The 23,076-nt window shown below is 70.5% G+C and carries 23 protein-coding genes; 8 read left to right on the top strand and 15 right to left on the bottom strand.

The window, feature by feature from the left end:
• The first annotated feature begins 192 nt into the window (after positions 1-192).
• From QZM35_RS03755 to QZM35_RS03740, 4 genes are all read left to right on the top strand, one after another.
• Positions 193-1,743 (top strand): NCS1 family nucleobase:cation symporter-1, encoded by a 1,551-nt coding sequence (locus tag QZM35_RS03755; protein ID WP_301775411.1) that lies wholly within the window; start codon positions 193-195, stop codon positions 1,741-1,743.
• A gap of 22 nt (positions 1,744-1,765) precedes the next feature.
• On the top strand, positions 1,766-2,494 hold the full coding sequence (locus QZM35_RS03750) for an aspartate/glutamate racemase family protein (RefSeq protein WP_089432441.1): 729 nt from the start codon (positions 1,766-1,768) through the stop codon (positions 2,492-2,494).
• Between the two features lie 61 nt (positions 2,495-2,555).
• Positions 2,556-3,734 (top strand): LysR family transcriptional regulator, encoded by a 1,179-nt coding sequence (locus QZM35_RS03745; protein ID WP_174971871.1) that lies wholly within the window; start codon positions 2,556-2,558, stop codon positions 3,732-3,734.
• Positions 3,735-3,896: 162 nt separating this feature from the next.
• Positions 3,897-4,328, top strand: coding sequence for a DUF1090 family protein (locus tag QZM35_RS03740; protein WP_089429138.1), 432 nt, complete (start codon positions 3,897-3,899; stop codon positions 4,326-4,328).
• 35 nt (positions 4,329-4,363) lie between these two features.
• On the opposite strand, the gene QZM35_RS03735 is transcribed toward QZM35_RS03740, so the two are convergent.
• Entirely contained in the window at positions 4,364-5,305 is a 942-nt protein-coding gene (locus tag QZM35_RS03735; RefSeq protein ID WP_089433282.1) for an AEC family transporter, read from the bottom strand.
• 87 nt (positions 5,306-5,392) lie between these two features.
• Entirely contained in the window at positions 5,393-6,964 is a 1,572-nt protein-coding gene (locus tag QZM35_RS03730; protein WP_301775410.1) for an MFS transporter, read from the bottom strand.
• Between the two features lie 100 nt (positions 6,965-7,064).
• Between QZM35_RS03730 and QZM35_RS03725 the strand changes: the two genes are divergently transcribed.
• Both QZM35_RS03725 and QZM35_RS03720 read left to right on the top strand, forming a co-directional pair.
• Complete coding sequence (locus QZM35_RS03725) at positions 7,065-7,943, top strand: LysR family transcriptional regulator (protein ID WP_089427872.1); 879 nt, start codon at positions 7,065-7,067, stop codon at positions 7,941-7,943.
• 166 nt (positions 7,944-8,109) lie between these two features.
• Complete coding sequence (locus tag QZM35_RS03720; RefSeq protein WP_301775409.1) at positions 8,110-9,096, top strand: ABC transporter substrate-binding protein; 987 nt, start codon at positions 8,110-8,112, stop codon at positions 9,094-9,096.
• A 22-nt stretch (positions 9,097-9,118) separates the two neighbouring features.
• On the opposite strand, the gene QZM35_RS03715 is transcribed toward QZM35_RS03720, so the two are convergent.
• Positions 9,119-9,478 (bottom strand): phage protein NinX family protein, encoded by a 360-nt coding sequence (locus tag QZM35_RS03715; RefSeq protein WP_089432437.1) that lies wholly within the window; start codon positions 9,476-9,478, stop codon positions 9,119-9,121.
• Between the two features lie 212 nt (positions 9,479-9,690).
• On the opposite strand from QZM35_RS03715, the gene QZM35_RS03710 reads away from it, so the two are divergent.
• Both QZM35_RS03710 and QZM35_RS03705 read left to right on the top strand, forming a co-directional pair.
• Positions 9,691-10,770: a glycosyltransferase family 2 protein gene (locus tag QZM35_RS03710; protein ID WP_089432436.1), complete on the top strand. Its 1,080-nt coding sequence runs from the start codon at positions 9,691-9,693 to the stop codon at positions 10,768-10,770.
• Between the two features lie 15 nt (positions 10,771-10,785).
• Positions 10,786-12,039: a glycosyltransferase family 87 protein gene (locus tag QZM35_RS03705; protein WP_089432435.1), complete on the top strand. Its 1,254-nt coding sequence runs from the start codon at positions 10,786-10,788 to the stop codon at positions 12,037-12,039.
• Here the strand turns inward: QZM35_RS03705 and QZM35_RS03700 are convergent.
• The 12 genes from QZM35_RS03700 to QZM35_RS03645 form a co-directional block, all read right to left on the bottom strand.
• Positions 12,012-13,052 (bottom strand): TadG family pilus assembly protein, encoded by a 1,041-nt coding sequence (locus QZM35_RS03700; RefSeq protein ID WP_089432434.1) that lies wholly within the window; start codon positions 13,050-13,052, stop codon positions 12,012-12,014. The genes QZM35_RS03705 and QZM35_RS03700 overlap by 28 nt on opposite strands.
• On the bottom strand, positions 13,045-13,473 hold the full coding sequence (locus QZM35_RS03695; RefSeq protein WP_089427878.1) for a TadE/TadG family type IV pilus assembly protein: 429 nt from the start codon (positions 13,471-13,473) through the stop codon (positions 13,045-13,047). The genes QZM35_RS03700 and QZM35_RS03695 overlap by 8 nt, the downstream gene beginning before the upstream one ends.
• Entirely contained in the window at positions 13,470-14,348 is an 879-nt protein-coding gene (locus QZM35_RS03690) for a lipopolysaccharide assembly protein LapB (protein WP_089427879.1), read from the bottom strand. Before QZM35_RS03690 ends, QZM35_RS03695 begins: the two co-directional genes overlap by 4 nt.
• Complete coding sequence (locus QZM35_RS03685; protein ID WP_089427880.1) at positions 14,345-15,289, bottom strand: type II secretion system F family protein; 945 nt, start codon at positions 15,287-15,289, stop codon at positions 14,345-14,347. The genes QZM35_RS03690 and QZM35_RS03685 overlap by 4 nt, the downstream gene beginning before the upstream one ends.
• Entirely contained in the window at positions 15,286-16,263 is a 978-nt protein-coding gene (locus QZM35_RS03680; RefSeq protein WP_089427881.1) for a type II secretion system F family protein, read from the bottom strand. The genes QZM35_RS03685 and QZM35_RS03680 overlap by 4 nt, the downstream gene beginning before the upstream one ends.
• On the bottom strand, positions 16,260-17,693 hold the full coding sequence (locus tag QZM35_RS03675; RefSeq protein ID WP_089429140.1) for a CpaF family protein: 1,434 nt from the start codon (positions 17,691-17,693) through the stop codon (positions 16,260-16,262). The genes QZM35_RS03680 and QZM35_RS03675 overlap by 4 nt, the downstream gene beginning before the upstream one ends.
• The gene (locus QZM35_RS03670; RefSeq protein WP_089427882.1) at positions 17,690-18,913 is read right to left on the bottom strand and encodes an AAA family ATPase; all 1,224 of its coding nucleotides are present in this window, start codon (positions 18,911-18,913) and stop codon (positions 17,690-17,692) included. Before QZM35_RS03670 ends, QZM35_RS03675 begins: the two co-directional genes overlap by 4 nt.
• Before the next feature lie 19 nt (positions 18,914-18,932).
• Positions 18,933-19,313, bottom strand: a complete 381-nt coding sequence (locus tag QZM35_RS03665; protein WP_089427883.1) for a CpaD family pilus assembly lipoprotein — start codon at positions 19,311-19,313, stop codon at positions 18,933-18,935.
• A 13-nt stretch (positions 19,314-19,326) separates the two neighbouring features.
• Positions 19,327-20,706 carry a type II and III secretion system protein family protein gene (locus QZM35_RS03660; RefSeq protein WP_089427884.1) on the bottom strand — a complete coding sequence of 460 codons (1,380 nt, stop codon included), beginning with the start codon at positions 20,704-20,706 and terminating at the stop codon, positions 19,327-19,329.
• 54 nt (positions 20,707-20,760) lie between these two features.
• Positions 20,761-21,807 (bottom strand): Flp pilus assembly protein CpaB, encoded by a 1,047-nt coding sequence (gene cpaB, locus QZM35_RS03655; RefSeq protein WP_301775408.1) that lies wholly within the window; start codon positions 21,805-21,807, stop codon positions 20,761-20,763.
• 20 nt (positions 21,808-21,827) lie between these two features.
• Entirely contained in the window at positions 21,828-22,301 is a 474-nt protein-coding gene (locus QZM35_RS03650) for a prepilin peptidase (RefSeq protein WP_089432431.1), read from the bottom strand.
• Positions 22,302-22,389: 88 nt separating this feature from the next.
• Positions 22,390-22,572 carry a Flp family type IVb pilin gene (locus QZM35_RS03645; protein WP_301775407.1) on the bottom strand — a complete coding sequence of 61 codons (183 nt, stop codon included), beginning with the start codon at positions 22,570-22,572 and terminating at the stop codon, positions 22,390-22,392.
• Positions 22,573-23,076 lie beyond the last annotated feature (504 nt).

The raw sequence follows: 23,076 nt of genomic DNA, 5'->3' as shown, positions 1-23,076 counted from the left end.
CGCGCAATTCGCGTGCCGCGCCGGGCCGCCGCAGCCGCGCGCTTCCATTCATTTTCCAAATGACGCCCAGCCGAATATTTAATTTCCCATCGCCTTGCGGGCCTTCCATACTCGCGAACAAATCCGAGACATAACGTCCACGGCGGCCGTGCCGGCGCAGCGTTCCCACGCAGCCGGTTTCGCGCCCCGCACATGGAAGGAGACAACGGCGTGCAACTGGAAGCCACCCACCGCCCGGGCATCGTGCTCGGCGCGGACGACGCATCGCATCGAACCGATTCGGCCGCGCGCGACCCCGCGCTGAGCCCGCGGCTGCACAACGCCGACCTCGCGCCGACCAAGGCCGAGGGCCGGACGTGGGGCCGCTACAGCATCTTTGCGCTGTGGACCAACGACGTGCACAACATCGCGAACTACTCGTTCGCGATCGGGCTGTTCGCGCTCGGCCTGTCGGGCTGGCAGATGCTCGCATCGCTCGCGATCGGCGCGGTGCTCGTCTACTGCTTCATGAACCTCACCGGCTACATGGGCCAGAAGACCGGCGTGCCGTTCCCGGTGATCAGCCGGATGAGCTTCGGCATCTACGGCGCGCTGCTGCCCGCGATGATCCGCGCGGTGATCGCGATCGCATGGTTCGGGATCCAGACCTATCTCGCATCGGTCGTGCTGCGCGTGCTGCTCGCCGCGATCTGGCCGGGCCTCGCCGCCTTCGACCAGAACGCGATCTTCGGGCTGTCGACGCTCGGCTGGGTCACGTTCGTCGCGATCTGGCTCGTGCAGATCGGCATCCTCACGTACGGGATGGAAATGGTCCGCAAGTACGAGGGGCTCGCCGGCCCGGTGATCCTCGTCACGACGCTGTCGCTCGCCGCATGGATGGTCAGCCGCACCGGCGGCCATCTCGCGATGTCGATCGGCAAGCCGCTGACCGGCTTCAGGATGTGGACGGAGATCTTCGCGGGCGGCTCGCTGTGGCTCGCGATCTACGGCACGCTGGTGCTCAACTTCTGCGATTTCGCGCGCTCGTCGCCGAGCGCGAAGACGGTGCGCGTGGGCAACTTCTGGGGCCTGCCGGTCAACATCCTCGTGTTCGCGACGATCAGCTTCGTGCTCGCCGGCGCGCAGTTCAAGCTGAACGGCCACATCATCCACAGCCCGACGGAGATCATCGCGACGGTGCCGAACAAGCTGTTCCTCGTGCTCGGCTGCCTCGCGTTCCTGATCGTGACGGTCGCGGTGAACATCATGGCGAACTTCGTCGCGCCGGCCTTCGTGCTGACGAGCCTCGCGCCGCATCGCCTGTCGTTCCGCCGCGCGGGCCTGATCAGCGCGACGATCGCCGTGCTGATCCTGCCGTGGAACCTGTACAACAGCCCGATCGTGATCGTCTACTTCCTGTCCGGCCTCGGCGCGCTGCTCGGCCCGCTGTACGGGATCATCACGGTCGACTACTGGCTCGTGCGCAAGCAGCGCGTGAACGTGCCCGACCTCTATACCGAGGCGCCGACCGGCGCCTACTTCTACACGCGCGGCGTGAACCGCAAGGCGCTCGCGGCGCTGGTGCCGTCCGCGCTGATCTCGATCACGCTCGCCGTCGTGCCGGCCTTCAGCGCGATGACGCCGTTCTCGTGGCTGCTCGGCGCGGCCATCGCGGGCAGCGTGTACTGGCTGCTGGCCGATCGCAACCGGCACTACGAAGCGCGTTCGGGCGAATCCATCGCGGTCGCCTGCACCCAACACTGACACACCTGCATACGGAGTCGCAATGAGGATCCTGGTAGTCAACGTCAACACGACCGAGTCGATCACCGACGCGATCGCCGCGCAGGCGCAGGCCGCCGCGTCGCCGGGCACGGAGATCGTCGGGCTGACGCCCCACTTCGGCGCGGAGTCGATCGAAGGCAACTTCGAGAGCTACCTCGCGGCGATCGCCGTGATGGATCGCGTGATGCGCTACGACGAGCCGTACGACGCGGTGATTCAGGCCGGCTACGGCGAACATGGCCGCGAAGGCCTGCAGGAACTGCTGACGGTGCCGGTCGTCGACATCACCGAAGCGGCCGCGAGCGTCGCGATGCTGCTCGGCCATCGCTACTCGGTCGTCACGACGCTCGACCGCACGGTGCCGCTGATCGAGGATCGCCTGAAGCTCGCCGGGCTCGACGCACGCTGTGCGTCGGTGCGTGCAAGCGGCCTCGCGGTGCTCGAGCTCGAGGAGAATCCGGCCCGCGCGATCGAGTCGATCGTCGGCCAGGCGCAGCGCGCGGTGCAGGACGATCACGCGGAAGTGATCTGCCTCGGCTGCGGCGGAATGGCCGGCCTCGACCGGCAGATCGAGGAATGCACGGGCGTGCCGGTCGTCGACGGCGTCTCGGCCGCGGTGGCGCTCGCCGAGTCGCTGGTGCGCCTGAAGCTGAAGACGTCGAAAGTCCGCACGTACGCGCCGCCGCGCCCGAAGCGGATCGTCGGCTGGCCGGGCACCTTCGCACAATGACGCGGCGCCGGCCCGCTGCTGCGTCGCACTCGGGCGTCGGGGCGCCGGGAGGCGAATCGGCATGCGGGACCCGCTAGACCCTAACGCCCTGCCCCGCGACGCGTCCGACGCCGCGGGCGCGCTCGACGTGCTCGATGCGCGGCTGATGCGCATCCTGCTCGTGCTGCTGACCGAGCGCACCGTGTCGCGTGCGGCCGTGCGCCTGAACATGTCGCAGCCGGCCACCAGCGCCGCGCTCAAGCGCCTGCGCACGCTGCTCGGCGATCCGCTGCTGGTGCGCAGCCGCTACGGGATGGTGCCGACCGAATTCGGCGCGCGGCTGATCGAACCGTTGCGCAACGCGCTGCGTGTGATCGACTTCATCCGCATCCAGCAGCCGAGGTTCGACGCGCGCACGTCGGTGCGCACCTACCGGATCGGCTGCCCCGACTACCTGAACGTGCTGTTCGTGCCGAAGCTCGTCGCGCTGTTCCGCGAACGCGCGCCGGACGCGCAACTCGTGTTCCATCCGCTCGGCGACGGCTTCGACGACGAGCGCGCGCTGGCCGACGGCGAGCTCGACATCGTGATCGACAATCGCCCGGCGCGCGCGTCGCGGTTCCGGCAGGACGACCTGTTCGACGATCGCGTCGTGTGCCTGATGCGCGCGACCCATCCGCTCGCGCGGCGCGGCGCGATGACGTCGGCCGAGTTTGCCGACGCGCCGCAGCTGTGCCCGACACCGTCGTGGCTCGAGGCGTCCGGCGCGATCGACAGGCAGCTCGAACGCGTGGGCCTGCAGCGGCGGATCGTCGTCACGCTGCCGCACTTCGAACTCGCCGCGCATGCGCTCGTGCGCACCGACATGCTGCTGACCACCACGTACCGGCTCGCGCGGCACTACGCGAAGCTGCTGCCGCTCGCCGCCGTCGCGCTGCCGGCCGAACCGCCGGACATCGTGTACCGGATGACCTGGAACGAATCGGGCGAGTGCGTCGAGGGCGTGCGCTGGTTGCGCGGGCTGATCGCGGAAGCGACGCGTGCGTGGCTCGATGCCGAGGCGATGCAACCGGCGGTGGCGGCGGTGGCCGCCGGTGCAGTCGTGGACGTGAACGCACGAAATAGCACACCGGTCTCGGCCGATACCCCCGAACCCGCGCGACGCACGCGCCGCAGGCAGGCGACGCATTGCCATGCATCGCACCCTCGGCGTGTCCCCCATGCGGCACGCATCCACCGCCTCGCGACGAAGTCGCATTGACGCGCGTCATACGCAAGCCGGAGCGATCCTCGCAGTCGCGGCAAGTCAGACCCGTCCTATTTACCCGGTCCGCACCGAATCGTCAGAATGACGCCTCAAACCTTGGCGGATGGCGATCTGCATCGCGGACGCCCGCCGTCGCCCCCTATCGAGGAAAACCGCATGAAGAAGACACTCGTTGCGCTGGCCGTTCCGGTCGCGCTGCTCGCAAGTACCGGCGCATTCGCCGATACGCAAGACTGCGCGACGCGCATCCGGGCGTTGCACACGCAGATCGACAACGCGAAGCGGTTCGGCAACGCGCCACAGGCGATGCGCCAGCAAGCCGCGCTCGACCAGGTCAAGGCCCACTGCACGGACGCCGGCCAGCTCGCGCGCGCCGAACGCAAGGTCGCCGACAAGCAGCGGGATCTCCAGCGCGCGCAGGACGAGGTGCACGAAGCGCAGGCACGCGTCCATGAAGCCGAAGCGCTCGGCGATGCGAAGAAGCTGGGCAAGGCGCAGCGCAAGCTCGACGACAAGCAGGCCAAGCTGCGCAACGCAACACGCGACCTGCACGATGCGCAGATCGATCGCGATGCGCTGAAGGGCTGAAGGGCCGACGTGATGCGTTGAAAGGACGGGCCGCGTCAGACGTGCCGCGCCAGCGCGAGCAACACCGACAGCGACGCGATCGACCCGAGCGTCGACAACAGGATCGTGCGCGACGTCACCTGCGCTTCACGCCCGTAGAACTCGGCCAGCATGTACGGCCCGGTACCCGTGGGCAACGCGGCGAGCACGACCGCGATCTGCGCGAGCACCGGCGGCAGCGCGAACACGCGCACGCCAAGCCACCACGCGAGCGCGGGCTGCACGAACAGCTTCACCGCCGTCAGTGCGAGGCTGCCCCGCGGTGCGGCGCCGGACACTTCGCGCTTCTCCGCGAGAAACAGCCCGAGGCTGACGAGCGCACACGGGCTCGCGGCCGCACCGAGCAGCTTCAGGAAGGTATCGACCGGCGCACCGAGCGGCACCTGCGCGGCCGACACGCAAACGCCGGCCAGCGGCGCGACGATCAGCGGGTTGCGCAGCAGCGCGCCGACCACTTTCCACATCAGCCGCAACGGTGCGCGATCGCGCTGCAGCCCGACCTCGATCAGCACGATCGCGCCGGCGAACAGCACGCACGCCACGAGGATGGTCGCGATCGTGGTCGGTGTGAGGCTGTCGGTGCCGAATGCGAGCAGGCACAGCGGGAAGCCGAGATAGCCGGTATTCGGATACGACGCGGCGATTGCATCGATGCTCGCATCGGCGAGCCCGCGCCCCGCGAACAGGCGCCACGCGAGCACGCCGACGAATACGAGCGCGCAGGTCAGCGCGAACGTGGCAACGAAAGCCGGCTGATACAGCTGGTGCCACGATGCATGCGCCATGATCTGGAACAGCAGCGCGGGCAGCGCGAGCCACACGACGAAGCGGTTGAGTTCCGAGGCCGCGGCCGGCCCAAGCACCCCGCGCCGGCGGCACAGGAACCCTGCCGCGATCAGCCCGAACACGGGCAACAGAATCTCGATCGTCGCTGACATCTTGAACACGCTGCGTGAAACCGGAACGCGCCAGCTTAATGGTTCCGCCGGGTCGCGTCCAATGCGAGGCGCGAGCCGCCCCGGGCGTCACGCGCCGTCGCGCATCGGTTGCACAAGCAACTTGTAGGCCACGACGGCGGCGGCGAGCGCGAGCCCGCCGCTCACCGTCAGCGCATCGGCGAACCCGCTCGCGAACGCGACCGGCGCCGCCTGCGCGAGCACACCGGCGGCCGACGGCGGCACACGCTCGAGCGCCCGCGCCAGGTCGCCGGCCAGCAGGCTCGACATGAACTGTGCATCGGCGAATGCGCGCAGGCCGGGCGCGGCGGACAGCAACCGGTCGAGCCGCGCCTGCGTGCTCGCCGCCAGCACCGCGCCGAGCACGCCGACGGCCGTCACGATCGCCGAGAAGCGCGTCGTCGTGCTGATGCCCGATGCCATGCCGGTGCGGTTCGGCGGCACGCACGCCATGATCGCCTTCTGCGTGTCGCCGTTCATGATGCCCGCGCCGCAGCCCGTCACGAACATGCCGAGCGCGACGAGCCGGTAGTCGCCGCTGGCCGTCAGCGCCGCGGTCGCGAGGTTGCCCGCGCCGATCAGCGCGAGCCCGCCCGCCAGCACGCCGCCGGACGACACGCGCGCGGCCAGCGCCGCGCCGAGCGACGGCCCGGCGATCATCGCGAATGCAAACGGCAGCATCCCGAGCCCCGCGTCGATCGCCGACATCCCGAATGCGTTCTGCAGGTACAGCGGCAGGAACGTCATCATCACCTGCGCGCACGCCGCATAGCCGAACATCGCCAGCACGGCGCCGACGAAGCGCGGCTGGCGGAACAGCGCGAGATCGATCATCGGCCGCGCCTGCCAGCGCTCCGCGCCGATGAACGCCGCGACGAGCGCGGCGGCCAGCGCGAGCCGGCCGAGCGTCGCGGCCGACAGCCAGCCGTGCGACGGCGCGCCGATCAAGGCCGCGATCGCGCACGCGAGCGCCGCGCCGAACAGCAGGCTGCCGGCCGCGTCCACGCGCTTCGCGTGCGGATCGCGCGACTCGTCGATCGCGACACGCGCACCGGCCGCCAGCAGCAGGCAGACGGGCAGGTTCAGCAGGAACACCCAGCGCCAGCCGATCCATTGCGTGATCGCGCCGCCGACGAGCGGCGCGATGGCCGTCGCGATCCCCATGCACATGCCCCAGATCGCCCACGCGCGCGCCCGTTCGCGCCCGTCCGGAAAACAGTTCGCGATCACGGCGAGGGCGGCCGTCAGCAGCAGCGCGGCGCCGCCGCCCTTCACCGCCCGCGCGGCGATCAGCCAGCCGGCCGTCGGCGCGACGCCGCAGCCGAGCGACGCGAAAAAGAACAGCGCGAGCCCCGTGAAGAGCATCCGCTTGCGCCCGAAGCGGTCGGCGAGCCCGCCGGCCGGCAGCAGGCAAGCGGCGAACGCGGTCATGTACGCGCTCACGACCCATTCGATCTCGGCGAAGCTCGCATGGAAACCGCGCGCGATGCTCGGCAGCGACACGGCGACGACGTTCGTGTCGAGCACGATCAGTGAGCAGGTGGCGGACGCGACGGCGAGCGTCGCGGCGGCGGGCAGGCGGGCGCCCGTGCGCGGGGCGGCAGCCGCGCCTGCGCGCGACGCCGGGGAAGGCTGGGACATCGGCTACTCCGGAACAGGATCGACGAGCCGTATGCTAGGCTTGGCCCGTATTGCCTGTCATTGACACGCCGACGCTGTTTTATTGACGAAAATTGCAATCATGGACCGGCTCGAATTCCGCCACGTACGCGCGTTCCTCAGCGTCGCGCAGCACCTGCACTTCGCGCGCGCGGCCGAAGCGCTCGACATGGCGCCGCCCGCGCTCACGCGGCAGATCCAGGAGGCCGAACGCGTGCTCGGCGTGCGCCTCTTTCACCGGTCGCGCCGCGCGGTCACGCTGAGCGCGGCCGGCGAGGCCTATCTCGCCGAGGCACGCGCCGCGGTCGAACACCTGCAGCGCGGCCGCGAACTCGCTGCGTTGGCCGAGCGCGGCGAGCTTGGCCGGATCGAGATCGGCTACGTGTCGTCCGCCGTCTATTCGGGCACGCTGCAGCGCACCGTCGGCGCGTTTCGTGACGCGCACCCGCGCATCGAGCTGAACCTGCGCGAAGTGCCGATGGACGACGTCGCGAACCAGCTCGACACGGGCCGGCTCGACCTCGCGTACGTGCGCCCGCCGCTGCCGCTGCCCGGCGGCCTGCGGGTCGTCACGCTGCAGCGCGACGTGTTCGTCGCCGCCGTGCCGGCCGGGTCGCGCTACGCGTCGATGTCGGCCATTCGCGCGGCCGACCTCGCCGACGCGCGCTTCGCGGTGCCCGAACAGGAGCGCGGCACGCTCGACGTCGCGCGCCGCGGCCGCTTCGCACCGCTGATCGCCGCCCGCCCGGGCGGCCTGCTCGCGGTGCTCGCGTGCGTGTCCGTGAACGGCTGGGTGGCGGTGATTCCCGATGCGCTCGCCGGCTGCGTGTCGCTGCCGGGCGTCGTGTACCGGCCGATCGCCGGCAAGCCGATCACGTCGGAACTGGCGCTTGCGCACCGGCGCTTCGAAAAGGCGCCGGCGGTGCGCGCGTTCCTGCGGACGGTTCCGTCGGCCGCGTAAGCCCCGCCTGACACCCGCGTGCGGCGCGGGCGGCGAGGACGGCGATGTCGGCCATCGCCGCGCGAATATGCATTGCACGATTCGATGTTTGTCGGCCGGAAACCGATTCCGTAACCTGCCCGGCAGCCGCGCCGCCTGCGCGCGGATCACCGAGGACACCCCGCCGATGAATCCCGCCTCCGCCCCGCCGCGCCGCCGCGTGCTGCAGCGTCTTGCCGCCCTCGCCGCCGCGCCGCTCGCCGGCGCCATCGCACGGCCCGCCCAGGCGGCCGGCGCCGACCTGTCGGGCGTGACGCTCGTGCTCGGCGACCAGGCCGGCGGCCTGCGCGCGCTCGCGGAAGCCGCGCACGTGCTCGACGGCACGCCGTACCGGTTCCGCTGGGCCAATTTCCAGGGTGCCGCGCCGCTGTTCGAGGCGCAGCGCGCAGGGGCGATCGATCTCGCGCCGGCCGGCGACCTGCCCGTGCTGACCGCCGCGCTCGGTGACCCGTCGTTGCGGATCGTCGCGACGCGCGTCGGCTCGCCGACGTCGCTCGGCATCGTCGTGCAGCCCGATTCGCCGGTCCGCACCGTCGCCGACCTGAAAGGGCAAACCGTCGTCGTGTCGTCCGCGCGCGGCAGCATCTCGCAGTACCAGTTGTACGGCGCGCTGCGCGAACACGGCCTCGCGCCGCGCGATGTCGACGTGCGCTTCGTGCTGCCCGTCGATGCGTTCGCCGCGTTCGAGGCGAAGCGGATCGGCATCTGGGCGACGTTCGATCCGTACTACGGGCATGCGGTCCGGCGCGGCGCACGCATCGTCCGCGACGGCAGCGGCATCAATTCCGGGCTGGCGTTCCTGACGTCGCCGGTCGAGACGCTCGACGATCGCGCGAAGCGCGCGGCGCTCGCCGACGTGCTGGCGCGGCTCGCCCGCGCGGGCCAATGGGCGCTCGCGCATCCGGCCCACTATGCGAGCGTCTATGCGTCGCTCACGCGCCTGCCGCCCGACGCGGCCACCGACATCGCGCGACGGGCCGCGCTCGCGCAGCGCAGCCTCAGCGGCGCGGACATCGACGTGCTGCAGCGTGTCGCCGACCGCGCGGCGGCCGACGCGATCCTGCCGCGGCGCGTCGATGTCGCATCGATCGCGATCCGGAGCGTATCGGCCTGAACGATGACGCGCGTGGCCGCGTTCAACGTGGGCGCGCCATATCGAGGTCACCGACCGTCGACGCGACGAGCGTGCGCATCGCGGCGACCAGCAGCGCCGGGCCGGACTGGTTGAACGTGCAACGCTCGCCCGCGGCCGGCACGGCCCGGTGCAGCACGGCCCGCCACGGGCCGCGCCCGCCGTCGCGCTCGAATCCGGCGAACGGCAAGCGCTCGACGATCGGGCCGCCGTCCGTCCACGACGTCGACGGCGCGAACGGCGTCGGCACATCGCCCGCCGTGCGAATCGACGTACAACCGGATGCATCGGCGCGCGGGGCGTCGTGGCCTTCCGCGACCGCGACCCAGTAAGCCGGTCGCCGCGCGTCGCGCCGGGCAATCACGCACCAAGTCGCGCTCGCGCGGCACAACGCCGCCGGCCTCAACGTCCGGCCAGTCGACCTGGCGTCCGCGCGCGCATTGCCGCGCCGGCATCGATTCGTGTTACGAATCCCCGATTCCTGCCTACAATGTTCAGAACGCCAGTCGTCCGGCCTGTCGCCGGCGACGACCGGATCCATACGGCGCAGCGCAGGCCGGATCTCTCGGGGGACGTATGTCCGCGCATGCCAGAAAACCACTGGTCTCGCTCGTCGTGCCGTTCCATGACGAGGAAGAAGCCATCGACGCGTTCTTTGCCACGACGCTGCCGATCCTCGAATCGGTCGAGTCGGTCCGTTTCGAGATCGTCTGCATCAACGACGGCAGCCGCGACGACACGCTCGGCCGGCTGATCGACGTCGCCGCCGGCGACCCGCGCGTGCGCATCGTCGATCTCACCCGGCGCTTCGGCAAGGAAGCCGCGCTCACCGCCGGCATCGACGAAGCCGCCGGCACCGCCGTGATCCTGATCGACGCCGACCTGCAGGACCCGCCCGCGCTGATCCCCGCGATGGTCGAGCGCTGGCTCGCCGGCGCCGAGGTCGTCGCCGCGAAGCGCACCGACCGCAGGTGCGATCCGCTGATGCAGCGCGTGGCCGCCGCGCTCTACTACCGCGTGCACAACCACCTTTCCGAAGTCGAGATGCCCGAAAACGTCGGCGATTTCCGCCTGATGGATCGCCAGGTCGTCGACGCGCTGCGCGCGCTGCCCGAGCGGCGGCGCTTCATGAAAGGCCTGTTCGCGTGGGTCGGCTATCGCATCGAGCTCATCGAATACACGCGCGCGCCGCGCAGCGGCGGCCGCTCCAAATTCTCCGGATGGCGCCGCTGGAACTTCGCGCTCGAAGGCATCACCAGCTTCAGCACCGTGCCGCTGCGCGTGTGGACCTACATCGGCCTTGCGTTCGCCGCGCTGTCGTTCGTCTACGGCGCCTTCATCGTCATGCGCACGCTGCTGTTCGGCAACCCCGTGCACGGCTACGCGTCGCTGATCTCCGTGATGCTGTTCATCGGCGGCATCCAGCTGATCGGCATCGGCGTGATCGGCGAATACCTCGGCCGTATCTATCACGAATCCAAGCAGCGACCGGTCTATCTCGTGCGGCGGCGCTATCACGCGCAGCGGGACGCCGCCGCGCATCCGGCGTCACAGCTGCTGCAGTTTCCGCTCAAGCGCACGCACGCGGCCCGCCGCCGAACGTCGCAGCCCGCCGCGACCGGCCACGGCGCCGCGCGGAAAGCGTCCATCAAGTAACCGCGCGCACGACGCATGGATCTCCCCCGACAAGCGATACGATCGGCGGTCCCTCCCGTCCGCGCATGGCTGACACCCCGGCGCGTCGTCGCGTACAGCGCGGTCGCGCTCGCGTGCTACGCGCTGTTCGTCGCGATCTGGATCGCCGTCGTCCGTCACGCGCCCGCCACCGCGCCGTCGCGCCCGGGCCCCGACTACGCGGTGTTCTGGTCGGCGTCGTACGTGATGCTGCACGGCTCGCCGTGGCAAGCGTACGATCTGCCGACCTTCTCGCGGCTGGCGGCCGAGCTGTTCCCGCAGTTCCGCCGCGAAGACCTCGTCGCGTGGCTGTACCCGCCCACCAACCTGCTGCTCGTAACGCCGCTGGCGCTGCTGCCCTATGCGATCGGCTATCCGCTGTTCGTCGCGTTCGGCATCGTCGTGTTCGGATTCGCCGCAGCGCGCGTATCGGGGCTCGGCGCGCTCCCCGGGTTGCGGCGCGTCGGCGCGTTCGCGCTGCTCGCCGCCCCGTGCGTGTTCGTCACCGGGATGTTCGGGCAGAACGCGTTCCTCACCGCGTCGTGCGCGGCGCTGGCCGTCTGCTGGGCCGACCGTCGGCCGATGTGGGCCGGCCTTTGCATCGGCCTGCTGTCGGCGAAGCCGCAGATGGCGCTGCTGTTCCCGTTCGTGCTGGTCGCCACGCGCGCCTGGCGCACGATCGCGTGGGCCGCGCTCGCCACCGCCGCGTTCACCGCATTGAGCATCCTGATCTGCGGCGTCGAATCGCTTCGCCTGTTCGTCGCCGGCACGGCGCTCGCGCGCACGCTCCTCCTCGAGCAAGGCATCGTGTTCTGGCTCGCGTCGCCGGCGCCGTTCGCCGCGCTCCGCCTCGCGGGCCTGCCGCCTGGCGCCGCGTATGCAGGGCAAGCGTGCATCGCGGCGCTGGCGATCGCCGCCGCCTGCATCGTGTGGACACGCTCACGCGACGTCCGCTTGCGTGCGGCGGTGCTGGCCGTCGCCACGCTCGCGGCGAACCCGTACGTGTGGCACTACGAGCTCGCCTGGCTCGGCATCGCGATCGCGTGCCTGCTGGCGATCGGCTGGCAGGACGGCTGGCTGCGCGGCGAGCAGACCGCGATCGCGCTCATGTGGCTGCTGCCGGCCGTCGAATACCTGAACCCGTGGCTGCAAGGGCCGCAGATCGGCCCGGTCGTGACGCTGTTCGCGCTCCTCGTGCTGCTGCGCCGCGCCGGCCCGGAGGCTCAGAACGCGAGCCGCGGCGGCACGTAGATGCCGTAGTACGGCCCGACGCCGGTCGCGACGCCGGTCATCTTCACGCCGGCGACGAAATGGCCCTGGATGTACTTGTATGTGCCGCCCAGCGACACGTCGATATGGAACGGCGCGAACGCGACGATCGGCACGGAGGTGCTGGTCGCCGTCTGCGTGACGACCGGCAGCACCACCGTCGCGCCGACCGGCACCGACGTATAGAGCGTCGCCTTCACGCCGGTCGCGAGATTGATGGTGTCGCCGATGTTGAGCGTCGTCGGATTGCCGGTTGTCATCAGGCCGCCCATCGTCGTCGTGTCGGTCGCGCTCGACTGGAACGACGTCCACTGCCCACCCATGCACAGCAGGCCGTAGACCTGGCCGTTCGTGATCGAGAATTCGAACGGCTGGCCCGTCAGCGGATTGATCAGCGGCTGGTTGGTCGACGCGTTCCAGTACAGGTTGTACACGCACTGGTCGATCGCGACCGGAAACAGCCCGCCGGCCCCGACCCCGCCCGGCGCCGCCAGCACCGCCACGGCGGTCGCGCTGTCGGATGCGCCGGGGATCCCCAGCAGCCCGCCGAGCAGCAGCGGAATCGAGCCGCCGTTCACGCCGGGCGCGCGCGACACGGTGACCTGCACCGCCGGCACGTCGTACTGGCCCGGCGTGATGGTCGTCGGCTGCATGGAGGCGGGGTTGCGCGTCACGTTCCAGTATCCGGTGGTCACCGTGCCGGTCGACAGCGCCGCGCCGGCCGCCGAGTGCTGCGCGATCACCCCATTCGCCGCCGGCGCGGCCTGCGACCAGTTCACCGCGCCGCCGCTCGGCGACATCATCGCATCGGCCCCCGCGAGCGCGGCCGCGTCGGCCGCGTTCTGCAACTGGTTGTTCACCGTGATGACCCACGCGATGTCGATCGCCAGCGCGCCGAACGACAGCAGCGGAATCAGGAACAGCAGGAAGAACAGCGCGACCGAACCGCGCTGCCGTTCGGCGCCGACGGGTGGCGTGGCGGTCACGTCATTCATAGAGCATCACCGACGTCGCCGAGACCGTCACCGGGCCGGTGAGCGCGCTGAACGCGGAGCCCAGCACGAGCCCCGAATACGTGTAGGTCACCGTCACCGTCAGCGCGGTGCCCGACGTCGTGCCGTTCGCCTGCGTCACGGTCACCGCCGGTGTCGTCGCCGCGCCGCCGGTGATCAGGCTGTTCTGCATCGCGGTCTGCGCGATGTTCGCGATCTGCGTCGTGGTCAGCATCGGCACGCGCAGCATGACGCCGGCGCGCGCCGCCTCGCGGCTCGCGTTCGTGATGACGGCCTTGTCGCACAGGAGCAGGCTCGTGTCGATGATGCCGATCAGCACCATCAGCAGGAACGGCAGCATCAGCACGAACTCGAGGGACACGACGCCGCGCGCGTGGCGGGCGCCCATCGCCCCGCGTGTCATTTTGCGGCCCCCGCACCCGGTGGTACGACACCCGGCTCCAGCGCCGCGCCGGACAGCGGCGGCGGGCTACCGGCCCCGCCGACCACCCCGGCACCCCCGCGCGACGCCAGCCGCGCGCGCACCGCCTGGTAGAAGCGCAGGTTGTCGGCCACCGCCGACGCGGGCAACTCCGCGGACAGCAGCTTCTTCGCCGAATCGGTGTTGCCGAGCACGCCGTACGCGAACGCGAGGTTCTGGCGCGCCTGCCACGGCGCGGACGGCAACCCGGCGACGTCGAGCAGCACGTTCACGCCTTCGCGCGGCCGGTTGCTCAGCACGAGCGACAGCCCGAGGTCGACGCGCAGCCCCTGCGCGTCAGGGTGCGCGCGCAGTGCGTCGCGATACACGACCTGCGCATCCGCATGACGCCCCTGCAGGTCGAGCACGGTGCCGAGCCCCTCCGCCGCGAGCGGATGGTTCGGCTGCGCGGCGAGCAGGTCGCGGTAGCGCTGCGCGGCTTCATCGAGGCGCCGCTGCCGCAACGCGACGCGCGCGAGCCCGAGCTGCGGGCCGAGTTCCGCGGGTGCCTGCCGCTGCGCCTCGTCATAGAGAATCCGCGCGCGCTCCAGGTCGCCCGCGCGGTAGTTGACGTCGCCGAGCCCGAGGCGCGCCGCGAGCGAATCGGGATGCTTCGCGAGCACCTTCTCGTACAGCGTCGACGCGAGATCGACGTTGCCGCCGGCCAGTGCACTGTCGGCGATGCGCAGTTCGGCCTGCGGGTCGTCGCTCTTGTGCGACAGCACCGGCCGCGTCTGGACGCCCGGCGCGCCGCAGCCGCCGGCCAGCACCGGCAGCACGGCCGCGAGCGCGAACGCGCGTATGACGGATCGTGTCATCTGAACACCTCGAGCAGGCGAATCGCCGCCGGGCCCGCCGCGATCAGGCAGACCGTCGGCAGGATGAACAGCATCATCGGCAGCGTGATCTTCGGCGCAAGCTTCGCGGCGCGTTCCTCGAGCGCGACGATCTGCTCGGTGCGCTCGGTGCGCGACAGCGTGCGCAGCGCCTGCGTGATCGGCGTGCCGAACCGCTGCGACTGCGTCAGCGTCGTCGCGAGCGAGCGCGCCGACGTGAAATCGACACGCATCGCGAAATGCGCGAGCGTCGCGGACACGTCGCCGCTCAGCGTCAGCTCGTCCGCGCATACGGTCAGCTCGTCGGCGAGCGGCGGGCAGATGCGCGCCAGTTCGTGCGCGACGCGCCGGATGCCCGACGCGAGACTGTTGCCGGCCATCGTGCAGATCACCAGCAGGTCCAGCGCATCGGGAAAGCACGCGGCGATGATCCGCCGCCGCCGCCGGATCATCACGCCGAGCACGTATTCAGGCACGATCACGCCGATCACGAAGGCGGCGATCATCGCCAGCGCGCGGATCACGAAGTATTCGCCGAAGCGCGGAATCAGCGGGCTGAACACGATCGCGCCGCACGCGAACAGCACGCCGCAGCTCAGCTTGATCCCGATCATCACCGACGCCGCGCGGCGCTCGCGAAAGCCCGCGCGCGTCAGCTGCAGGCCGAGCTTCACGCGCTGCATCGGGTCGAGCACCGGCAACCGTTCGCCCAGCTGCGCGAGCCGGCGCGTGAGATCCAGCCGGACGCCACCCGGCTGCAGCCACCCCGCCATCGATGCCGGCGGATGCTGGCCGGCAGCCTGCCGCACGCGCGCGGCGATCCGTTGGCGGGTGCCGCCGCCGGGCGTGGCGAGCGCCACCGCGACACAGCCGAGCAACAACAGCAACTCGAGGCCACGGGCAGCCAGTATCGACATCGTCATCGCGCGGTATCCAGTTTCGAGATCTTGCGGATCACCAGCAGGCCGACCGTCAGCAACCCGGCCGCGATCGTCAGCATCGTGTGTCCCGGGTGCGTCGTGAACAGCAGCATCACGTAATCGCGGTTCACGAGGAACAGCGCGCCGATCATCACGAACGGCACCGCCGAAATAATGTTCGTCGTGATGCGCCCTTCGGCGGTCAGCGCGCGCGTCTTCAGGCGGATGTCGCGACGCGTGCGGATGATGCTCGACAGCTCGTCGAGCGTTTCGCCGAGGCTGCCGCCGGTCTCGCGTTGCAGCAGCAGGTAGACGGTGAAGAACGAGAAGTCCGCGATCATCAGCCGGTCGGCCGCCTGCGTCAGCACGTCCTTGAGATCCGCGCCGACGCGCAGGCTGTCGCCCATCGAGCGGAACGTCGCGCGCACCGGCTCGGCCGCGCCGTCGCCGACCATGCTGATCGCCTGCGTGACCGGAATGCCCGCGCGCACGGCCCGCACGATCACGTCGATCGCGTCGGGGAACGCTTCGAGAAAACGAATCCGGAAGCGCTCGACCAGCGCACGGTAGCTGGCGCGCATCGTGACCAACGGCAACCCGACGTAGATCAGCGGACGCAGGATGCCCGGCGGCCCGATCAGCTTCACCGCGACGATCGCAACGATCGCGCCGGCGATCGTGCTCGCGACGACGATCCGCACGCCGCCCTTGCCGCCGACCGCGCGCACGCGCGTCACGCGGCGCTGCAGCCACGCGCGCAGGCGGCCCTGGCGGCGCTCGAGGTTGAACAGCGCGACCCCGGGCGTGGCGGAGGCGAGCCCGTCGCGCCCGGCGAGCGACGGCGACAGCCGGCGCATCCGCGCGCGGATGCGCTGGGCCGGCGTGCGGCTCGCGCGATCGAACCACGACGACAGCACGAGCCCGATCGCGAGGATCATCACGAACGCGCCCACCGCGAACAGGTCGGCGGCCCTCATTGCCGGAACACCTCGGTGAGCGCATCCTCGACGCCGTAGTACGCGGCGCGCGCCGCGAATGACGGCCGCAACGGCGACGCCTCGAACACGCCCTTCACCGCGTCGCGCGTCGTGTCGCCTTCCTGGCGGAACGCGAACAGATCCTGCGTGATCACCACCTCGCCTTCCATCCCGACGATCTCGGTGATCCGCGTGACGCGCCGCACGCCGTCGCGCATCCGCTCGATCTGCACGAACAGGTGCACGGCGCTCGCGATCTGGCGCCGGATCGACAGCAGCTGCAGGTTCGCGTTCGCCATCATGACCATGCTCTCGAGCCGGCTGATCGCATCGCGCGGCGAATTCGCGTGGATCGTCGTCATCGAGCCGTCGTGCCCCGTGTTCATCGCCTGCAGCACGTCGAACGCCTCGGGGCCACGAATCTCGCCGAGGATGATGCGGTCGGGCCGCATCCGCAGCGCGTTGCGCACGAGATCGCGCTGCGAGATCCCGCCGAGCCCCTCGGTATTCTCCGGCCGTGTCTCGAGGCTCACGACGTGCGGCTGCAGCAACTGCAGCTCGGCCGCATCCTCGATCGTCACGATCCGTTCGTGCTGCTCGATGTGCTGCGACAGCGCGTTGAGCAACGTCGTCTTGCCCGAGCCGGTGCCGCCCGAGATCACGATGTTCAGCCGGCACGCGCACGCGACCTTGAGCACCTGCAGCATCGGATGTGAAATGTTGCCCTGCTGCGCCATCCGCGCGAGCGTGATGTCGCGCTTCGCGAACTTGCGGATCGAGATCGACGGGCCGCGCATCGCGATCGGCGGCAGCACGACGTTCACGCGGCTGCCGTCGGCGAGCCGCGCATCGACCATCGGGCTGCTCTCGTCGACGCGGCGCCCCACCGCCGCCGCGATCCGCTGCGCGACGCTCGCCACATGCGCGTCGTCGCGGAACTTCAGCGACGTGAGCTCGAGCCGGCCCGCGCGCTCGACGTAGACCTGGTCGGGCCCGTTGACGAGGATGTCGGTGACCGAATCGTCGGCGAGCAGCGGCTCGATCGGCCCGACGCCGAACATGTCGTTCAGGATCGCATCGACGATCAGCACCTGCTCGCCGGCCGTGATCTTCAGGCGCTCGCGCTCGACCGTGTGCGCGGCCACCTGCTCGATGCCCGCGCGCACTTCGTCGCGCGTCTTCATCAGCGCCGCCGACATGTTCATCGACGCGAACACCGCGCTGCGGATCGCGTCGAACTTGCTCGACCGGATCAGCGCCTCGTGGGTGTCGGCCGCCACGGGTGTACGGGCCGGTGTCGGTGCAGGCGTGTCCGCCGCGGTCGGAGCCGGGGCCGATGGCGCGGCCTCGCGCGCCACGGCGGGCGTCGCGGCCGGTGGCTCGGCCGGCACAGGATCCGCCGGCGGCCGGTTGCGGGTGCCGAACGTCACGTTCCCTTCCTCCACTTGACGAGCCGCGCATACCATGGCTCGGCGACGACCATCGGCTCGCCGGTGATGCCGTTCGCGAGCTGCCGGATCTGGTCCAGGAAGCCGTTGCGCTTCGCGCCTTCGATCGGCTCGCCGAGGTTCTCGGCAACGGCGAGCGTCTGCGGCTCGTGCGGCAGCTCGTGCAGCGTCGCGCCGCCGAACGCCGCCTCGAAATCGACCGGCTCGACGCGGCCCGCGACCGGGGCGAGCGGGTTGTTCAGCACCATCGACAGCAGCCGCTCGCCGGGCAGTTCCCGCACGAAGCGCACGAGCCGCGCGGCTTCGTACGCGGCGTGCACCGAACGGTCGACCACGACGTGGACGAGATCGGACGCCACGAGCGCGTCCTCGAGCAGCTTGCCGGCGCCGCTGCCGACGTCGAACAGCACGTAGTGGAAACGGTCCTTCAGCATGTCGACCAGGCGCGCGACGGCCTGGTCGCCCAGCGTGACGTCGGCGCCGTAGGCCAGCTCGGCGGACAGCACGTGCAGCCGGTCGCCCTTCGTCACGAACATGCGCTCGAACAACGCGTCGTCGGGACGCTGCCCCATGTTCAGCAACTCGATCAGCCCGTTGTTGCTGGACAGCCCGAACATCGAGTTCGCGCCGCCGCCATGCAGGTTCAGGTCGACGTAGGCCACCCGGCGGCGCTTCTCGCTCGCCAGGAAGCGCGCGAGGCTCACCGTGATCGTGGTCGCGCCGACGCCGCCGCGCGCGCCGACAAAGCTCACGACCTTGCCGGTGCGCGCCTGCACGACCGATTCCGTCGCGGTCAGCGCACGCCGCATCAACTCGACGGTCAGCGGCTTGACGATGTAGTCCTGCACGCCGATGCCGAGCAGGTTGCGAAACAGCCCGACGTCGTTCTGCGTGCCGATCGCGATGACGCGCACCGACGGGTCGCACACGTCGGCGAGCCGCATCAGGTCCGACACCGGCAGCACCGAATCGGACACGTCGATGACGAGCTGGCGCGGCGAACGCTCGTACTGCTGCAGTAGCCGGATCGCATCGTCGCAGGTGCCAAGCTGCAGCTGGGTGCGCGTGATCGCCAGCTCCTGCGTGACGCGGCGTATCACGTCCTCGCTGCCCGAATCGGCGACGACCGCGACGAGATCGGCCGCGCCCGCGGACGCGGCGCGCCGGGTGTGCTGACGGTCGAGGAGGTTCATGGGCGGCATCGTGATGGCATCCGGGCGGTCAATGGCTGGGCGAGCCGGTCGTCTGCGTCTTGCCGGGCGTCGGCTGCTTCACGCGATCCTCGACGTAGCGGCGCACCGCGTCGGCGGCCGTCTGCGCATCCGCGCCGCCGTACGGCACGGGCGCGACGAGATCCTCCGGCCGCGCGAGCATCGCCGCGAGGTTCGAATAGGTCGCGCAGCCGAACGGCACGCCGGGCCGCGCGTACCCCGCGTCGACGAGATGCGACGGCTGCATCAGCTTCGCGCAATCGGGCGCCACCGCGTGCGCGCCGTCGAAGCCGATCGACCGCGCATCGGGCAGGTTGACCGGCGGCGGCGCCGACAGGCAGCCCGCACACACCAGCGGCAAGAGTGCGGCAACGATCGATCGGGTTCGCATGTGCGCCTCCGGTTCAGTACACGAAGCCCGCGGCGCCGACGAGGCGCGGCGTGTCGCCCGACAGCAGGTCGAGCCCGAGGTTGCGCTGCACCGCGAACTCCAGGTCGCTGCTCGGCCGCGCGACGGTGTCGATCGCCTGCTCGAGCTGGCCGGGCCCGGTCGGCTGCACGACGTACGGCGTGACGATCACGACCACCTCGGTCTTGTTGTCCTGGAAGTTCTTCGACGAAAACAGCCGGCCGATGATCGGCAGCCGGCCGAGCCCCGGAATCTGCGACACGGTGTCGGCCGTCTGGCTCTGCAGCAGCCCGCCGATCGCGAAGCTCTGCCCGCTCGACAGCTCGACCGTCGTGTCGACGCGCCGCACCGTGAGCGCCGGCACCTTGATGCTGCCCGTCGTCACGCTGTTGCTCGGATCGACCTCACTGACTTCCGGGCGCACCTTGAGGCTGATGCGGTTGTCGGCGAGCACGGTCGGCGTGAAGTCGAGCGACACGCCGAACGGCTTGTACTCGACCGTGATCACGCCGGTGTTGCCGGTCTGCGCGACCGGAACGGGAATCTCGCCGCCCGCGAGAAAGCTCGCGGTCTCGCCGGACATCGCGGTGAGGTTCGGTTCGGCGAGCATCGTGATCAAGCCCTCCTGGTCGAGTGCGTCGAGCACCACGTCGATCGACCAGCGCCCCGCGCGGAACCCGCCGAGCACCGAGAAGGCGCCCGTCGGCGACAGGTTGAACAGGCCGTTCGTCGGATCGAACAGCGTGCGCCCGTTGAGCAGCCCGCCGACGAAGTTGCCGGCGCCGCCCAGCGAGCTCCAGTTGATGCCGAGCTGCTGCGTGATGTTGCGGCTCACCTCGGTCACCCGCACGCGCAGGTTCACCTGGATCGGGCGCGACAGCGTGAGCCGGTTCACGATCTTTTCCTTGTCGTGCAGGTACGGCGTGAGCGACTGCATCACGGCGTCCGCGTCGGCCGCGCTCGGCACCTTGCCCGACACCATCAGCGAGCCCGGCGCGCCGGACACCGACAGCTTCAGCTGCGGAAAGCGGCTGTCGAGCACGCCCTGCAGCGACGCCGTGTCGACCTGCACGATCACCGTCTTGCGCAGGATCGGGCGATGGTTCGCGCCGAGCGCGATCAGCGTGGTGGTGCCCGCCTTCTTGCCGAACACGAACACGGTGCGCGGGGACGGCACCTGGATGTCCGCGATCGACGGATCGGCGACGAACATCGCGGCCGCGGGTTCAGGCAGCGACAGCAGTTCCCCCTTGCCGGTCGCAATCGACAGCGCCGCGCCCGCGTCCGGCGCGCGTGCGACCTGCGCCAACGCGCTCCCGGACGCGACGATGCAGGCCAGGCCCCCGATAGCGATCCAACGAACCATGCGCACCATGCGTGTTCCCGTCAAATGCCGGCCGCCGGGCGGCCGGCCCGAATCGTCAATCCGTCACTGCGCCGCCATTGCCGGCGGTTGCGCAGTCGTCTCCGCCGCGACATTCGCGCCGCCCGTCGTCGTGGGCATTGCAGGCATTGCAGGCACTGCAGGCATCGCCGGCCACGCCGGCAGCCCGGCCGGCAGCGGCGGCAGGCCCGGCGTGCCGGTGCCGCCGCCACGCGATCCGTCGTCGACCGACGAACCGCGATAGATCACGACCGCGTTGCTCCGCCACGCCGGCCGCGCGCCCGACTCCGGCCTGGCGGACGGTTCGCGTGCGGCCTCGCGGGCCGCGCGCGACACGTCGCCGGCCCACACGGGCTGCGTATCGGGCTCCTGCGCGTCGCCGCCTGCCGGCTGCCGCCGGTCGCTCGTCGCGAAACTGCGCAGCGCGAGCGACAGCGAGCCGAGGCGGGTCGCCACCAGCACGACCTGCGCGGTGCGCGGCGCGACCTCGAGCGTGACCGTGCGGGCGCGGGCGGTCGCATCCGGTGCGCTCGCGGGCGCCTTCGCGCGCTGGAATTCGGAGCCGACCGCGAGCACGCGCGCACGCCGCACCACGGTCTCCGCTTCGAACGTGCCGGGCGACGTCGCCGAGCCGCCGATCTGCTGCGTCAGCAACACGTCGACGAAGTCGCCCGGCTGGATCAGCCCCGCGTTGCCGGACACGTCGTCGACCGGCACCGAGATCGCGCGCATGCCGGGCTGCAGCGCGGCCGCGAGAAAATCCGGTGCGCCGGCCGGTATCACGTTCTCGACACGAATCGGTGCGCCCGCGCCGACGTGGTTGCGCAGCAGCGCGCCCTTCAGGTCCGCGCCCGGCTGCGACTCGACGAATGCGCCGGCCGGCACCTGCGCGCGCGGCATGCGCTTCCACGCGAGATCGTTGTCGCGCAGCAGCAGCCCTTCCGGCAAATCGGCGGCGGCGACCCGCACGCGCGCCTGATCCGTTTCGGCGGGCACCGACGGCGTCGACGCGGCGACGTACAGCTCGCGCAGGATGAACGCACCGATGCCGGCGGCAACGACGAGCACGGCCAGTCTCAGCGGTTTGGGCATGGCGGCGTGCGTCCCCCCGGCTAGGTAAGCGAAACCGTGTATGGAAACGACGCCCAGACGGCCAGCGTGCCGCCGAGCGCGAGCGCGACGCCGTACGGCACGCCGCGCGCGGCGACCGCGCGAACCGGCGCTGCGCGCCACGGCCGCGCCGCCAGCAACGCGACGCCGCACAGCGCACCGCCCGCCCCGACGGCCATCAGCACCGGAAACGCCAGTGCCGGGCCGGCCCACAGGAATACCGCCGCCGCCAGCTTGACGTCGCCTCCGCCGATCCAGCCCGCGTGGCGCATGCCGCCGAACAGCAGCAGCATCGCCGCCCCGGTCGCGACATGGCCGGCCAGCGGCGCGAGCCCGTCGCGCGCGAACACGGCCGCGACGAAATACAGCGTCGCGAACGCGAGCACCGCGCGATTGGACAGGCGCCGGTCGCGCAGATCCTGCGCGGCGAGCGAGGCCAGCAACACCGTGGCCACCGACTGCACGAGCGTGAGCATGGGAGAGCCGTCCGTCGACACGCCCCGGCCGGACACGTTCTACCGCTGCGGATCCCGGTGTTCGTCGGTGGCGCGCGGGTTCAGGGGATCAGATCAGGCTCGTCACCTTGTTGATCAGTGTCGTGAACAAGCTCGGCAGGCCGCCGCTGGTGCTGCTGAGGATCACGCCGACCGCCGCGAGCGCGACCACGACGATGCCGGCCAGCACGGCGTATTCGAGCGAGCTGACGCCACGTTCGTCACGCAGCAGGGACTTGACGTATTGCAGCATGGCAACCTCCGTGTAACGGGGTCGGTGACCGACCGTTGAACGCAAAGATGCTCCGTTGCTCCGGCGGTTGCGCAGGGCCTTCGCCCGTTGCGATGCATGCGCGCGACCCTGGCACGAGGTCGCCCGCATCCCCCGGAATCCTCTCGACGACTGCAACACGCGGCGTGCAACGACATCTTCGATCGTTGCGTGCCTGCATCCGTTGTGCGGTCTTCCCGCACGATGCAACCGCGCTGATTCGTCTAGGGTATAGACAATTTTTCAGGCGAATTCAAATTATTTGGCGTCGGATGCATTTATGGATTTCATCGTGCAACGATGAATTCCATACCATCCATTTACGGTCATTTTTTCTCGCATGACAGCGAATGGTTCGTCGATCGGAACGCGCATGCCGACTATTTCAGCGCGTGAATTTCCGCCCCGGTTTCCATTCGATTTATCGGCATGCCGGGCCGCACCGCATGCGCGCGTCTGGCCACGCCCGCCTTGCCGTCCCGGCGT

The organism is Burkholderia sp. AU45274 (assembly GCF_030482505.1).
GTDB lineage: Bacteria > Pseudomonadota > Gammaproteobacteria > Burkholderiales > Burkholderiaceae > Burkholderia.
The sequence above is the reverse complement of the archived record's forward strand: the minus strand, read 5'-3'. Positions and strand labels throughout refer to the sequence as shown.

Coding starts and splice junctions, on each gene's coding strand:
- QZM35_RS03730 (WP_301775410.1), bottom strand. CDS start 6,964: ATGTCCCAGCCTTCCCCGGCGTCGCGCGCAGGCGCGGCTGCCGCCCCG.
- QZM35_RS03745 (WP_174971871.1), top strand. CDS start 2,556: ATGCGGGACCCGCTAGACCCTAACGCCCTGCCCCGCGACGCGTCCGAC.
- QZM35_RS03720 (WP_301775409.1), top strand. CDS start 8,110: ATGAATCCCGCCTCCGCCCCGCCGCGCCGCCGCGTGCTGCAGCGTCTT.
- QZM35_RS03710 (WP_089432436.1), top strand. CDS start 9,691: ATGTCCGCGCATGCCAGAAAACCACTGGTCTCGCTCGTCGTGCCGTTC.
- QZM35_RS03660 (WP_089427884.1), bottom strand. CDS start 20,706: ATGGTGCGCATGGTTCGTTGGATCGCTATCGGGGGCCTGGCCTGCATC.
- QZM35_RS03735 (WP_089433282.1), bottom strand. CDS start 5,305: ATGTCAGCGACGATCGAGATTCTGTTGCCCGTGTTCGGGCTGATCGCG.
- QZM35_RS03670 (WP_089427882.1), bottom strand. CDS start 18,913: ATGCCGCCCATGAACCTCCTCGACCGTCAGCACACCCGGCGCGCCGCG.
- QZM35_RS03685 (WP_089427880.1), bottom strand. CDS start 15,289: ATGACGATGTCGATACTGGCTGCCCGTGGCCTCGAGTTGCTGTTGTTG.
- QZM35_RS03645 (WP_301775407.1), bottom strand. CDS start 22,572: ATGCTGCAATACGTCAAGTCCCTGCTGCGTGACGAACGTGGCGTCAGC.
- QZM35_RS03650 (WP_089432431.1), bottom strand. CDS start 22,301: ATGCTCACGCTCGTGCAGTCGGTGGCCACGGTGTTGCTGGCCTCGCTC.
- QZM35_RS03680 (WP_089427881.1), bottom strand. CDS start 16,263: ATGAGGGCCGCCGACCTGTTCGCGGTGGGCGCGTTCGTGATGATCCTC.
- QZM35_RS03740 (WP_089429138.1), top strand. CDS start 3,897: ATGAAGAAGACACTCGTTGCGCTGGCCGTTCCGGTCGCGCTGCTCGCA.
- QZM35_RS03665 (WP_089427883.1), bottom strand. CDS start 19,313: ATGCGAACCCGATCGATCGTTGCCGCACTCTTGCCGCTGGTGTGTGCG.
- QZM35_RS03755 (WP_301775411.1), top strand. CDS start 193: ATGGAAGGAGACAACGGCGTGCAACTGGAAGCCACCCACCGCCCGGGC.
- QZM35_RS03705 (WP_089432435.1), top strand. CDS start 10,786: ATGGATCTCCCCCGACAAGCGATACGATCGGCGGTCCCTCCCGTCCGC.
- QZM35_RS03695 (WP_089427878.1), bottom strand. CDS start 13,473: ATGACACGCGGGGCGATGGGCGCCCGCCACGCGCGCGGCGTCGTGTCC.
- QZM35_RS03700 (WP_089432434.1), bottom strand. CDS start 13,052: ATGAATGACGTGACCGCCACGCCACCCGTCGGCGCCGAACGGCAGCGC.
- QZM35_RS03750 (WP_089432441.1), top strand. CDS start 1,766: ATGAGGATCCTGGTAGTCAACGTCAACACGACCGAGTCGATCACCGAC.
- QZM35_RS03690 (WP_089427879.1), bottom strand. CDS start 14,348: ATGACACGATCCGTCATACGCGCGTTCGCGCTCGCGGCCGTGCTGCCG.
- QZM35_RS03725 (WP_089427872.1), top strand. CDS start 7,065: ATGGACCGGCTCGAATTCCGCCACGTACGCGCGTTCCTCAGCGTCGCG.
- cpaB (WP_301775408.1), bottom strand. CDS start 21,807: ATGCCCAAACCGCTGAGACTGGCCGTGCTCGTCGTTGCCGCCGGCATC.